The sequence below is a fragment of the Parvibaculum sp. genome, assembly GCF_049651025.1.
In the GTDB taxonomy this organism is placed as follows: domain Bacteria; phylum Pseudomonadota; class Alphaproteobacteria; order Parvibaculales; family Parvibaculaceae; genus Parvibaculum.
In genome coordinates, this window is record NZ_JBASBH010000018.1 from 16,226 (window position 1) to 29,069 (window position 12,844).

General features: G+C 62.1%; 12 protein-coding genes. 7 read left to right on the plus strand and 5 right to left on the minus strand.

The window, feature by feature from the left end:
- Window positions 1–80 precede the first annotated feature (80 nt).
- From gatB to gatC, 3 genes are read right to left on the minus strand one after another with little or no spacing between them, the layout of a single operon-like run.
- Complete coding sequence (gene gatB / locus WA943_RS02055) at window positions 81–1,589, minus strand: Asp-tRNA(Asn)/Glu-tRNA(Gln) amidotransferase subunit GatB (RefSeq protein WP_424468171.1); 1,509 nt, start codon at window positions 1,587–1,589, stop codon at window positions 81–83.
- The gene (gene gatA / locus WA943_RS02060) at window positions 1,586–3,064 is read right to left on the minus strand and encodes an Asp-tRNA(Asn)/Glu-tRNA(Gln) amidotransferase subunit GatA (protein ID WP_424468200.1); all 1,479 of its coding nucleotides are present in this window, start codon (window positions 3,062–3,064) and stop codon (window positions 1,586–1,588) included. The genes gatB and gatA overlap by 4 nt, the downstream gene beginning before the upstream one ends.
- Complete coding sequence (gatC, locus tag WA943_RS02065; protein ID WP_424468172.1) at window positions 3,064–3,351, minus strand: Asp-tRNA(Asn)/Glu-tRNA(Gln) amidotransferase subunit GatC; 288 nt, start codon at window positions 3,349–3,351, stop codon at window positions 3,064–3,066. The genes gatA and gatC overlap by 1 nt, the downstream gene beginning before the upstream one ends.
- A 281-nt stretch (window positions 3,352–3,632) precedes the next feature.
- Here gatC and ruvX point away from each other — a divergent pair, with 281 nt between their 5' ends.
- Genes ruvX through WA943_RS02080 form a run of 3 tightly spaced genes read left to right on the plus strand, consistent with a single transcriptional unit; the run spans window position 3,633 to window position 6,292 of the window.
- On the plus strand, window positions 3,633–4,040 hold the full coding sequence (ruvX, locus tag WA943_RS02070; RefSeq protein WP_424468201.1) for a Holliday junction resolvase RuvX: 408 nt from the start codon (window positions 3,633–3,635) through the stop codon (window positions 4,038–4,040).
- Between the two features lie 42 nt (window positions 4,041–4,082).
- Window positions 4,083–5,369 carry an MFS transporter gene (locus tag WA943_RS02075; protein WP_424468173.1) on the plus strand — a complete coding sequence of 429 codons (1,287 nt, stop codon included), beginning with the start codon at window positions 4,083–4,085 and terminating at the stop codon, window positions 5,367–5,369.
- An 8-nt stretch (window positions 5,370–5,377) separates the two neighbouring features.
- Window positions 5,378–6,292, plus strand: a complete 915-nt coding sequence (locus WA943_RS02080; protein ID WP_424468174.1) for an AEC family transporter — start codon at window positions 5,378–5,380, stop codon at window positions 6,290–6,292.
- Between the two features lie 126 nt (window positions 6,293–6,418).
- Here WA943_RS02080 and WA943_RS02085 read toward each other — a convergent pair whose 3' ends face one another.
- Window positions 6,419–8,095, minus strand: a complete 1,677-nt coding sequence (locus WA943_RS02085) for an isovaleryl-CoA dehydrogenase (RefSeq protein WP_424468175.1) — start codon at window positions 8,093–8,095, stop codon at window positions 6,419–6,421.
- Between the two features lie 122 nt (window positions 8,096–8,217).
- Here WA943_RS02085 and WA943_RS02090 point away from each other — a divergent pair, with 122 nt between their 5' ends.
- The 4 genes from WA943_RS02090 (at window position 8,218) to dprA (ending at window position 12,337) form a co-directional block, all read left to right on the plus strand.
- Window positions 8,218–9,201: an aspartate carbamoyltransferase catalytic subunit gene (locus tag WA943_RS02090; protein ID WP_424468176.1), complete on the plus strand. Its 984-nt coding sequence runs from the start codon at window positions 8,218–8,220 to the stop codon at window positions 9,199–9,201.
- Window positions 9,198–10,484, plus strand: a complete 1,287-nt coding sequence (gene pyrC, locus WA943_RS02095; protein ID WP_424468177.1) for a dihydroorotase — start codon at window positions 9,198–9,200, stop codon at window positions 10,482–10,484. The genes WA943_RS02090 and pyrC overlap by 4 nt, the downstream gene beginning before the upstream one ends.
- Window positions 10,485–10,586: 102 nt before the next feature.
- Window positions 10,587–11,216, plus strand: coding sequence for a glycerol-3-phosphate 1-O-acyltransferase PlsY (gene plsY, locus WA943_RS02100; RefSeq protein WP_424468202.1), 630 nt, complete (start codon window positions 10,587–10,589; stop codon window positions 11,214–11,216).
- The gene (gene dprA, locus WA943_RS02105; protein ID WP_424468178.1) at window positions 11,216–12,337 is read left to right on the plus strand and encodes a DNA-processing protein DprA; all 1,122 of its coding nucleotides are present in this window, start codon (window positions 11,216–11,218) and stop codon (window positions 12,335–12,337) included. The genes plsY and dprA overlap by 1 nt, the downstream gene beginning before the upstream one ends.
- On the opposite strand, the gene WA943_RS02110 is transcribed toward dprA, so the two are convergent.
- Window positions 12,334–12,579 (minus strand): hypothetical protein, encoded by a 246-nt coding sequence (locus WA943_RS02110; protein WP_424468179.1) that lies wholly within the window; start codon window positions 12,577–12,579, stop codon window positions 12,334–12,336. The two genes, dprA and WA943_RS02110, sit on opposite strands and share 4 nt — an antisense overlap.
- Window positions 12,580–12,844: the final 265 nt, after the last annotated feature.

Genomic DNA, 12,844 nt, shown 5'->3' on the forward strand with positions numbered 1-12,844 from the left:
CAATTTTGTGCAAGCAGGTGCGGCCCACTTTCTGCGGAAAGTGGTTTACAAATCGTTCAGGAGAGAGTCGTATTTTTTTGTCAGCCCTCGGACGAAAGCTCCAACTTGCGCGCGAGAATTTCATTCACGACTTGCGGATTAGCCTTGCCAGACGTGGATTTCATGACTTGACCGACAAACCAGCCTGCTAATGCAGGCTTCTCTTTTGCTTGCGCGACCTTGTCGGGGTTCGCAGCCATGACGGCATCGATGGCCGCCTCGATCGCTCCCGTATCCGTCACCTGACGCAAGCCATCTTTTTCGACGATTTCGGCCGGGTCGCGACCGGTTTTGTACATCGAATCAAAAACCTCCTTCGCGATTCGACCCGAGATCGTGCCGTCGGAGATGAGATCGACGAGCTCTCCGAGCTGCTTTGCAGACACCGGAGAGGCCTCGATGGAGTGCCCTTCGCGGTTCAACGCGCCGAACAAATCGCCCGTCACCCAGTTCGCCGCGAGCTTCGCATCGCGTCCCGACTTGCCGCCTTTCACCACCGCTTCGTAGTAGTCCGCAGTCGCACGTTCGCCGACCAGAACGGTCGCGTCATAGGCCGACAGGCCGTACTCCGACATCAGGCGCGCCTTCTTGTCGTCTGGAAGTTCGGGCAGGCTTGCTGCGATGCGGTCAACGTCGGCCTGCACCAGTACGAGCGGCAGAAGATCGGGATCGGGGAAGTAGCGATAGTCATGCGCCTCTTCCTTGGAGCGCATGGAGCGCGTCTCGCCGTTCTTCGGATCGAAGAGGCGCGTTTCCTGGGCGATCTTGCCGCCCTCTTCAAGGCTTTCAATCTGCCGACGCGCTTCGTATTCGATGGCATGGCCGATGAAACGGATCGAATTGACGTTCTTGATTTCGCAGCGCGTGCCGAGCGGGCCGCCCGGACGGCGCACCGAAACGTTAACGTCCGCACGGAGAGAACCCTCCTCCATGTTGCCGTCGCATGTGCCGAGATAACGCAGAATTGTGCGGAGTTTCGTGACGTAGGCGCGCGCCTCGTCGGACGAGCGCATGTCGGGCTTCGACACGATTTCCATCAGCGCAACGCCCGAACGATTGAGATCGACGAGGCTGTTTGACGGCGAAAGATCGTGCACGCTCTTGCCCGCATCCTGCTCCATGTGAAGCCGCTCGATGCCGACGGAAACCGAACGGCCACCGGCAAGATCGATCACGACGACGCCTTCGCCGACAATCGGGCTCTTGAACTGCGATATCTGGTAGCCCTGCGGCAGATCCGGATAGAAGTAGTTCTTCCGATCGAACACGGAGCGCAGATTGATCTGCGCGCGAAGCCCGAGGCCGGTCTTGACCGCCTGCTCTACGCAATAGCGATTGATGACGGGCAACATGCCGGGCATGGCGGCATCGACAAGGCTCACCTGCGTGTTCGGCTCGGCGCCGAACTCGGCGGACGCGCCCGAAAAGAGCTTCGCCCTGGACGCGATCTGCGCATGAACCTCAAGGCCCAGCACGATCTCCCAATCGCCCGTCGCACCCTTGATGAGGTCTTCGTTGCGGGGTTCGCGGTGCTGCATATTCACGGTCATGCCTTCCACCATTCAGTCGGTTCGGCCTTGAACTGGGCCGCTTCTTCAAGCGCATAGGCTGCGCGCAGGAGTGTTTCTTCGTCGAAAGTCTTGCCGATGAGCTGAAGCCCGAGCGGCAGGCCGTCGCTCGAAAGTCCGGCAGGCACCGAAATGCCGGGCAGGCCCGCAAGGTTCACCGTTACTGTGAACACGTCGTTCAGATACATGGACAGCGGGTCGGCCGTCTTCTCGCCGATGCCGAAAGCCGCCGACGGCGCCGTCGGGGTCAGCAGCACGTCGCATTTCTTGTACGCCTCCGCAAAGTCGCGCGCGATGAGCGTGCGCACCTGCTGAGCCTTGAGGTAATAGGCATCGTAATAGCCCGCCGACAGAACATAAGTGCCGATGAGCACGCGCCGCTTCACCTCTGCGCCGAAGCCCGCCGCGCGGGTCTTCTCATACATATCGGTGATGTCCTTGCCTTCGACCCGCAACCCGTAGCGAACGCCGTCATAGCGCGCGAGGTTGGACGAGCATTCGGCAGGGGCGACGATGTAATAGGTCGGCAGGGCATATTTGGTGTGAGGCAGACTGACATCGACGATCTCTGCCCCTGCCGCCTTCAGCCATTCGATGCCGCGCGTCCACAGCGCGTCGATCTCGGCAGGCATGCCATCGACCCGATATTCTTTCGGAATGCCGACCTTGAGGCCCTTCACGCCCTGACCGAGCGCCGCTTCGTAATTCGGCACAGGACGATCGACGCTGGTCGAGTCCTTCTCATCATAGCCAGCCATCGAGCCGAGCATGATCGCCGCGTCGCGCACGTCGCGCGCAATCGGGCCCGCCTGATCGAGCGACGAGGCAAAGGCGACAACGCCCCAGCGCGAGCAACGGCCATAGGTCGGCTTGATGCCGACCGTGCCGGTGAAGGCAGCCGGCTGACGGATGGAGCCGCCCGTATCGGTCGCCGTCGCCGCAAGGCAGAGCCGCGCCGCAACCGCAGCCGACGAACCGCCCGACGAACCGCCCGGAACGATCTTCGTGTCCGAGCCATTGCGCCGCCACGGATTGACGACCGGCCCGTAGAAGCTCGTCTCGTTGGACGAGCCCATGGCGAACTCGTCATTGTTGAGCTTGCCGAGCATCACCGCGCCGTCGCGCCACAGGTTCGACGTCACCGTCGACTCGTAAGGCGGCGTGAAGCCGTCGAGGATGTGGCTGCAGGCCGTGGTCAACACGCCCTTGGTCGCAAAGAGGTCCTTGATGCCGAGCGGCAGACCCTCAAGCGCGCCGCCCTCGCCTTTGGCGAGCTTCGCATCCGATGCCTTTGCCATGTCGAGCGCCTTGTCGGCGGTCACGGTCACATAGGTATTGAGCGCCTTCGCGCCTTCCATCGCAGCGAGATAGGCCCCGGTCAGTTCGACCGAAGTGATCTCTTTCTTCTTCAGCGCGTCGCGCGCGCCGGCGAGCGTCAGCTTTGTCAGGTCACTCATCATTCCACCACTTTCGGCACGACGTAAAAGCCGTCCTCGGATATCGGCGCGTTCATCGTCACCTCTTTCTGGAGGTCGCCCGACGTCACAACGTCTTCGCGCATCTTCATGGTCACTTCGACCGCGCTCGTCATGGGCTCGACGCCTTTGGTATCGACTTCGCTCAATTGCTCGACCCAATCGAGGATTGTGTTGAGCTCGCCAGCGAGAGCCGAAAGCTCATCTTCCCGGACTGCGATCCGCGCAAGCCGGGCGATGTGCCGGACCGTGTTCTGATCGACGGACATGAGGTGCCTTTGTTCTGGTTCAGAAAGAAGCCTGTCCGGCGGATCGTCGCCCGCCTGGTCATATGGCTCCCATTCTCTAGGATTCGGGCGGAACATAACAAAGCCGGATGCCCTGCCGCAACGATACCGCTCTCTATATATGAGGATAACGCGTTGCGCGCGACCTTCAGCCCTCTTATGGTCCGGCGAACCGGGAATTTTACAAGGGAAACACAGGTTTGAGCGGCAATGTGAAGAACCTGAGCGAGCTTCGGGCGGCCCTGAAACGGGGCGAAAGGCTTATGGGCCTCGACCTTGGGTCTAAAACCATAGGCCTCGCGCTCACCGATGTGACGCTGACCGTGGCAAGTCCGCTGGAAACGATCCGCCGGACCAAATTCTCCGCCGATGTCGCGCGCCTTCTCGCCCTTGCAGCCGAACATCAGGTGGGCGGCTTCGTCGTCGGCCTTCCCGTCAACATGGACGGCACGGAAGGCCCGGCTGCGCAATCCGCCCGCGCCTTCGCCCGCAATCTCGAAAAGCTCTCGCCCCTGCCTCTCGCCTTCTGGGACGAGCGCATGTCGACCGCCGCCGTGACGCGCACCTTGATCGAGGCCGACACGAGCCGCGCAAGGCGCGCCGAAGTCGTGGACAAAATGGCGGCCGCCTACATCCTCCAGGGTGCTCTGGAACGGTTGCGCAGCGTATAAGGAGGAAAGGTTCAGCGAAGCGCTTCGGAGGGGAACGCCGAATTGACAGAAGCCGCATACAGGTTGCCGAGCGAACAGCGCCTGCTCTTGCTGCTCGTCGGCAGCTCGCTCCTCATCAACAATTACGACCTCGGCATCTTCTCCCTCGCTTTGCCGCAGATACAAGCCTCCCTCGAAATCCCCGAACAGAATGTCGGCTTCTATACCGGCATCATCCGCTTCGGCGTGCTGCTCGCCTTTCCGCTGGCCTTCATGGCCGACATTGTCGGGCGCAAGCGGCTCCTGCTCATCACCATCTCCGGCATGACCATCGCGACGGTTCTCACCGCCTTCGCCCAGACCGACTTGCAGTTTCTGGTTCTGCAAACCCTCGCCCGCTGCTTCAGCTATGCCGAAGACATGCTGTGCTACGTCATCGTCGCCGAAGAGATCGACGCGCGCATGCGCGGCTGGGCGCTCGGGCGACTGGCGGCGCTTGGCACGCTCGGCTACGGCCTCTCCTCGCTGCTCTACACGCAGATTGACGTTCTGCCTCACGGCTGGCGGGATTTCTATCTGATCGGCGCGGCGGGCCTCGTCATCATCCTGCTTGCGCGGCGCCAGTTGAAGGAGACGCAACGCTTCACCGACCTGCGTGCCGCCCGCACCTCCATGCGCCGCAGCCTCGGTGACCATCTCACGCCCATCGTCTCGCTGGCGCGTGCCTATCCCGGACGTTTCGCGGCCCTCGTCGCCACCACGGCCCCCTATTCATTCGGGCTGTCGGCGACCTTCGCCTTCATTTCGAAGTTCCTGCAGGAAACGCATGGCTACACGCCGCAACAGGTCGGCACGCTGCAATTTTTCGGCGGCGCATTAGCGATCATCGGCTACTTCATCGCCGGGCGCCTGAGCGACCGTATCGGCCGACGCGCGGTGCTGACCGTCAGCATCACGCTTGCCGTGTCGCTCTTCTACGTATTCTATCTCACCTCCGACCCGAGGCTTCTCGTCGCAAGCTGGATCGGCGCGCTCTTCACCTATTTCGCTTCCGAAGTCACCTTGTCGGCTCTTGGCAGCGAACTTTTTCCGACCTCTTACCGCTCGACCTCGGCGGCAGCACGCGGCGTCATCAATGTGACCGCGAGCATCGCCGGCCTCGCCGCCGAAAGCGCGCTCTATGCCGTCGTCGGTTCTCACGCTCTGGCGATCGTCATTCTGCTTGCCGCCGCGCCGCTTGCCATCATTCCGGTTCTGCTGTTCCTGCCCGAGACGGCGCGGCGCTCGCTTGATGAAATTTCGCCGGAAGTGCTACACGACGCCGAAGCTGGCCCGACACCTTTCCCATGAGGCGCTGAGTGCTTTCGATCCTCAATTCACTCGTCCCCATCTTTCTCGTCATCGCGCTCGGCTTTGCGATCAGGCGCGCAGGCTTTCCCGGTGAAGGCATCTGGCTGCCGCTCGACCAGTTGAACTATTACGTCCTCTTTCCCGGCCTGCTGCTTCACACGCTCGCGACAGCGAACCTCGCGAGCTTCGACGTATGGCCCATGGCGTCTGCACTTGCAGCGGGCCTGCTTACCATGGTTGCCCTGTTGCTGGCAGCACGACGCTTTCTGCCGATCGACGGGCCGGAATTCTCAAGCATCTTTCAAGGCGCGGCGCGCTGGAACAGTTTCGTCGCACTCGCTGCCATCGCGGCGCTTTACGGCAGTGACGGCGTAACGCTGGCCGCTGTGGCTTTTGCCGTGCTGGTGCCGCTGGTCAACACGCTCTCCGTCATGGTGCTGACGCGCTATGCGCTTGGCATGTCATCGGGCCCCGTCGCGCTTTTCAAACTGCTCGCCCAGAACCCGCTCATCCTCGCCTGCATCGCCGGAATATTCCTCAATGCGACCGGCATCGGCCTGCCCGGCCCGCTTTCGATAACGACGAAAATTCTTGGCGACGCTTCCTTGACGCTCGGCCTGATCGCCGTCGGCGGTGGTCTTCGCATCGGGCATATCCTGGAAGCGAAGTGGGCCGTCCTGTTTACCAGCACGCTGAAACTGATCGCCATGCCTGCAATGATGATGGGCTTCTGCTGGCTCTTCGACGTCACCGGCCTGCCGCGCCTCGTCGTCCTGATCTGCGCCGCCGTTCCCGGCGCCACATCATCCTACGTCCTCGCGCGCCAGCTCGGCGGCCACATGGAACTGATGGCAAGCCTCATCACCGGCGGGACGGTGCTGGCGGTTGTGACGATGCCGCTGATGCTGTGGGTGTTTGGGTAAGACAGACATTCCCTCCCCGTCGTCATCACCCGGCTTGACCGGGTGATCCATCTTTCAGCGACCGAAGATGGATGCCCCGATCAAGTCGGGGCATGACGCAAGAGACAGAACGCCACCTCGCTCACATCAATGCACCGGCCGCGCCCGCTCCACAATCGCCCGCTGATCCACACCCACCGGCAGCGTCCCGTAAATATCGCCCCAGTCACGCCCAAGCCGTGTCGCGCAATAAGCATCCGACACCGCTGCGGACGCATGACGCACGAGGATCGAACCCGCAGCGATCTTTGCCATCGCCTCGACGATCTGACGCGAACGCGCCTCAAGCGAACCCAAATCCGTGAACGCATCCTTCAGCGCATCAAGCGCCCCGTCATAGGCGACATTCGCGCCGCGCGCGGCCTCGAACTCCGCCAGCACGACATCGAGCGCCTGCGGCTCGCGCGTCAATGCGCGCAGCACGTCAAGGCACATGACGTTGCCGGAACCTTCCCAGATCGCATTGACCGGCATCTCACGATAGATGCGCCCCGCAATGCCTTCCTCCACATAACCATTGCCGCCAAGGCACTCCATCGCCTCATAGGCGAGGTTCGGCGCGCGCTTGCACACCCAGTATTTCGCGACCGGTGTCATGATGCGACGGAAAGCGGCTTCCGCCTCATCGTCCGCCGCACGGTCGAAGCTCCGCGCAACGCGGAACGACAGCGCCGTCGCCGCTTCCGTTTCCAGCGCGAGATCGGCAAGAACATTTTCCATCAACGGCTGATCGATCAGCTTCTTCTGAAAAACGGTACGATAGGAACAATGATGAACGGCCTGCGCCACCGCTTGCCGCATCATGCCCGCCGACGCCACCGCACAGTCGAGCCGCGTATAGGTTGCCATCTCGATGATGTTGCGAACGCCCCGGCCTTCCTCGCCAATGAGCCAGGCAGACGCCGCCTGAAACTCAACCTCCGACGACGCGTTCGACTTGTTACCGACCTTGTCCTTGAGGCGCTGGATCGCAATCGCATTCTCCACCCCGTCAGGCGTGAAGCGCGGCATCAGAAAACACGAGATGCCGCCCGGCGCTTGCGCCAGCACGAGGAACGCGTCGCACATGGGCGCGGAGAAAAACCACTTATGCCCGGTGATGCGATATTCGCCGCCCGGCCCGCCCTTGCCGACCGGCTGCGCTACTGTCGTATTTGCGCGCACATCCGTGCCGCCCTGCTTCTCGGTCATGCCCATGCCGAAGGTCACGCCAGCCTTGTCACTCGCCGGAACGAAGCGCTCGTCATATTTGCGCGAGAGAATGCGAGGTATCCATTCCTTCGCGAGATCGGGCTGAAAGAGAAGCGCAGGCACAGCCGCATTGGTCATGGTGATCGGGCAGCCATGACCGGATTCGATCTGCGTCATCATATAGGTGCCCGCAAGACGCGAGACGACTGCGCCGGGCTTCGCCTTGCTCCCATCCTTCAGATGGTCCCAGGGCGAGCCGTGCAGCCCCTGCTCGACCGACAGCGCCATGAGCTGATGATAGGAGGGATGAAACTCCACCCGGTCGATGCGATGGCCGAAACGGTCGAAACTTTTCAGCACCGGCAGATAGGTATTTGCCTGCCGCCCCAGATCGATCACTTCTGGCGTGCCGATCCGCCCCCCGAATGCCGTCAACGAAGCACGCGCCGCTTGCCCACCCTCGCGCTCTACCGTTTCAAGAAGCGCATTATCGGACGTATAGAGGTTGTAATGCTCCAGCGGCGGTGGCTGGTTGAAGACTTCATGCGTTGCAAAAGTGCGGATCGTTGTCATGAGCGTGTCTCCTGCTGGTCCGGCAGGCTGGAATGCTAGCACGCCGGGAAGACCTCTGCGTCACCAGTGCGACAATTCCACCTTGCCGCGTTCAGGAATCGGACCTATACAATGCGGCTTTAATGACCAACGCGGATAAACAACCCGTCCCCCTTTTCCCACACCGGCATTTGCTGGGGATCGAGGGGCTTTCCGCGAGTGATATCACCGCGCTTCTCGACCTCGCCGACACTTATGTCGAGCAAAACCGCCAGGTCGACAAAAAAGGCTCCGTCCTTCGCGGTCGCACACAAATCAATCTCTTCTTCGAGGCCTCCACCCGCACCCAAAGCTCGTTCGAGCTGGCGGGCAAGCGCCTCGGCGCCGACGTCATGAACATGTCGGTCAGCTCGTCCTCGATCAAAAAGGGCGAAACCCTGATCGACACGGCGATGACGCTGAACGCCATGCATCCAGATCTCATCATCATCCGTCATGGCGACAGCGGCGCGGTCGAGCTTCTGGCGCAAAAGGTGAGCTGCTCGGTCATCAATGCGGGCGACGGCAGCCACGAACATCCGACACAGGCCCTGCTCGACGCGCTGACCATCCGCCGCCGCAAGGGCAATCTCGAAGGCCTGACCGTCGCCATATGCGGCGACATCCTTCATAGCCGCGTCGCACGCTCGAATATTCTGCTACTCAACATCATGGGCGCCCGCGTCCGCGTCGTCGCACCGCCGACCCTGTTGCCGACCGGCATCGAGCGTTTCGGCGTCGAAGTCTTTCACGATATGCGCAAGGGCCTCGAAGGCTGCGACATCGTGATGATGCTGCGCCTGCAGCTTGAGCGCATGTCAGGCTCCTATGTGCCCTCGCAGCGCGAGTATTTCCACTTTTACGGCCTCGACTACGACAAGCTCGCCAGCGCCAAGCCCGACGCGCTCATCATGCATCCCGGCCCGATGAATCGCGGCGTCGAAATCGACAGCGCCGTCGCCGACGACATCAACCGCAGCGTCATTCGCGAACAGGTCGAGATGGGCGTCGCCGTGCGCATGGCCGTTCTCGATGCGCTTGCCCGCAACCTGCCGAACGAGCGCCAGCCATGGGCGGCAAAGGCATGACCAAAACCGCTTTCATCAACGCGAGACTGCTCGATCCTGCATCCGGTCTCGATGCGCGCGGCAATCTGCTGGTTGTAGACGGCAAGATTGCCGACCTCGGCCCCGGCCTTTTCAGCGACAGCATCCCCGACGGCGTCGAGATCGTCGATTGCCGCGGCCATCTGCTCGCGCCCGGCCTCATCGACATGCGCGTCTTCACCGGCGAGCCCGGTGCCGAACACCGCGAGACCTTGCGCACGGCAAGCCTCGCCGCTGCCGCAGGCGGTGTGACGACGCTCATCGTCATGCCGAACACCAATCCGGTGATCGACGACGTTGCATTGGTCGATTTCATCGAACGCCGCGCCCGCGACACAGGCATCGTCAACATCCATCCGATGGCCGCCCTGACCAAGGGCCTCAACGGCAAGGAGATGACGGAAATCGGCCTGTTGAAGGAAGCGGGCGCCGTTGCCTTCACCGATGGCGACCGTGCCATTGCCGATGCGCAGATCATGCGCCGCGCATTGTCCTATGCCGCTCACTTCAACGCGCTCATCGTTCAGCATGCGGAAGTACCAGAGCTTGCGCGCGGCGTGATGAACGAAAGCGAACTTGCAGGGCGCCTCGGCCTTGCGGGCATTTCGTCCGCCGCCGAAACCATCATGATCGAGCGCGACCTGCGCCTGCTGGAACTGACCGGCGGTCGCTACCACGTCGCGCAAATATCCTGCGCCTCATCGGTCGAAATCATCGCCCGCGCGCGGCGTCATGGTCTCAAGGTGACATGCGGCGTGTCGGCAGCGCATCTTGCGCTCAACGAAAACGATGTGCAGTCCTATCGCACCTTCTTCAAGCTGTCGCCGCCGCTGCGCTCGGAAGCGGATCGCCGCGCCCTCGTCGCAGGCCTCGCGGACGGCACCATTGACGTCATCGTCTCGGGCCACGACCCGCAAGACCCGGAAGTGAAGCGCCGCCCCTTCGCGCAAGCCGCCTTCGGCGCCATCGGGCTTGAAACGCTGCTGCCCACGAGCCTTGCGCTTGTCCATAATGGCGACATGCCGCTCGCCCGCCTGCTCAGCGCAATGACGCATGTGCCTGCCGATCTGCTCGGCTTGCAGACGGGCCGTCTCGCCGCCGGACTTCCCGCCGATCTCGTCCTCATCGACGCAGGCGTGCCGTGGATCGTCGAAGCCTCAAAGCTTCACTCGATTTCCAAGAACACCCCCTTTGAAGACCGTCGCCTGCAAGGCCATGCCTTGCGCACAGTGGTCGGCGGGCGAACGGTCTACGTCCGCGACTAGTTCGCGCCTCCACTAAATTTCCATATCGAGCTTTGGCACGATGGGCTGGCGTCGATGAAGCGCCACGGATAAGATCAGACGGAAATGGGAGCGGGGGAAATGATGATCAGCTTACTGAGTGACAGCGCCAATTGGCCATGGTTCGCCATTGCACTTCTGCTCGGCTATCTGCTGGGCTCGATCCCCTTCGGCCTGATCTTCACGCGCATGGCTGGTCTCGGTGACATTCGTGACATCGGCTCGGGCAATATCGGCGCGACCAATGCGTTGCGCACAGGCAATCGCTGGGTCGCTGGCGGCACATTTCTGTGCGATGCGGGCAAAGGCGCTGTCGCGGTATTCGCGGCTCTCTACATCGCGCCAGATGCCACCCTCGCCCTTCCGATGGCGATGATGGCTGCCGCTGCAGCTTTTATCGGCCATCTCTACCCGGTCTGGCTTCGCTTCAAGGGCGGCAAGGGGATCTCGACTTTCATCGGCATCAATCTCGCGCTCTTCTGGCCCGTCGGGCTTCTCTTCTGCGTCACCTGGCTCGCCGTTGCCGCCATCTTCCGCTATTCGTCATTGGCGGCACTCATCGCCGCACTTGCAACGCCAATCTATCTGGCGCTGTTCAGCCGCTTCGATCTGCTGCCGCTGAGCATCGTGCTTGTCGTGCTCATCTATATCGCCCATCGCGGCAATATCGGCCGCCTCACCTCCGGCACAGAATCGCGCATCGGCTCGAACTAATGAGCTCCGGCATTTCCGAGGCCGAACGCATCGCGCGATTGCGCCTTGCGCGCAGCGACACGGTTGGCCCCGTGACATTTCGTGATCTGTTGCAACACATGCCAAGTGCCGTCGAGGCGCTGGAGGCGCTCCCTGCCCTCGCCTCGCGCGGCGGCAGAAAAAATGCGTTGCGCATCCCCTCAAGCGCCGAAGCCGAACGCGAAATCAAGGCGACTGAAGCGCTGGGCGCAAGGCTCATCGTCGTCGGCGAGAAATCATTTCCAAGCCGCCTCGCCACGCTCGACCCGCCGCCGCCCGTCATTTCGGTGATGGGTGAAGCGCATCTCCTCGAGCGCAAATCGATTGCGATGGTCGGCTCGCGCAATGCTTCTGCCGCAGGGGCGAAGATCGCGGCAACGATCGCGCGCGATCTCAACGAACGAGGCTTCGTCGTCGTATCCGGCCTCGCACGCGGCATTGACGCAGCCGCGCATCGCGCCTCGCTGTCGGGCGGAACCATCGGCGTTGTCGGCGGCGGCCTCGATGTCGTCTATCCGGAAGAAAATCGCGCCCTGCAAAAAGAAATCGGCACTCGCGGCGCACTCGTCAGCGAAATGCCGCCCGGCACGCGCCCGCAAGCGCGCCATTTTCCGCGCCGCAACCGGATCATCTCCGGCCTTTCACTCGCCGTCGTTGTCGTGGAAGCCGCCATGCGCTCCGGCTCGCTCATCACCGCACGCTTCGCGCTGGAGCAAGGCCGCGACGTTCTCGCCGTGCCGGGGTCGCCGCTCGACCCGCGCGCCAGCGGCTCGAACAGCCTCATCAAACAAGGCGCCGCACTGGTGGAGAATGCCGACGACATCATCGCCGCGCTCGATTCGCCGGTTGCGCGCCAGCTCTTCGAACCGGAGCCATTCACCTTCGCCGCAGCGACCACGCGCACGCCCGAGCCGGACGCAGCGACCCGCAAGCGCATCATCTCGGCGCTTGGGCCGACGCCCATCATGGTGGATGAAATTGTCCGGCAAACCGGCTTGTCCGTGCCGACGGTCCGCATTGTCCTGCTTGAACTGGACCTTGCAGGCCGCCTGCACCGCGATACGGGCGACCGGGTCAGCCTGCTCCCCGAAGACTACGCCTAGCGCGCAGCCTTCGCCGTTGCGGGCCGAGCAGCGGAGCGACCCTGCGTAAGAAGCCGCGCTTCCTCGGCAGCCATGCCGATCAGATAGGCCAGAAATTTATGGCGGCGCATGACCGCGAGCCGCCGGGCTGCCACAAGCAACTCGAACAGATAGCTCGCTGCATCCTCATCCCCGCTTGAGCCAGCGTCGCGCCCTCGTTGAACCGGCTCCGCCCCATTCATCAGCGGCGAAATATCGATCACCGCTCCCTCCCTCGAGTTCCTCAGCATGCAACTCCCGCCTCCCGAATGCTTAGAACAGACCGTTTGATGTATTTTATGAACTACATCCTTAGAACTATCTCATAACTTTCCGCCTATTGAAATGGTTAATTCAGCATGGGGCCCAGGAATAGCCGAATTTGCTCCAAATCGGCTTCCTCCAGGAAAATCGGCGGATTTCTGCGACATTTGACAGCGATGTGGCTTTTCCCCATCTTCTCGCACGGCTGCATAAGCCAGCGGCGGC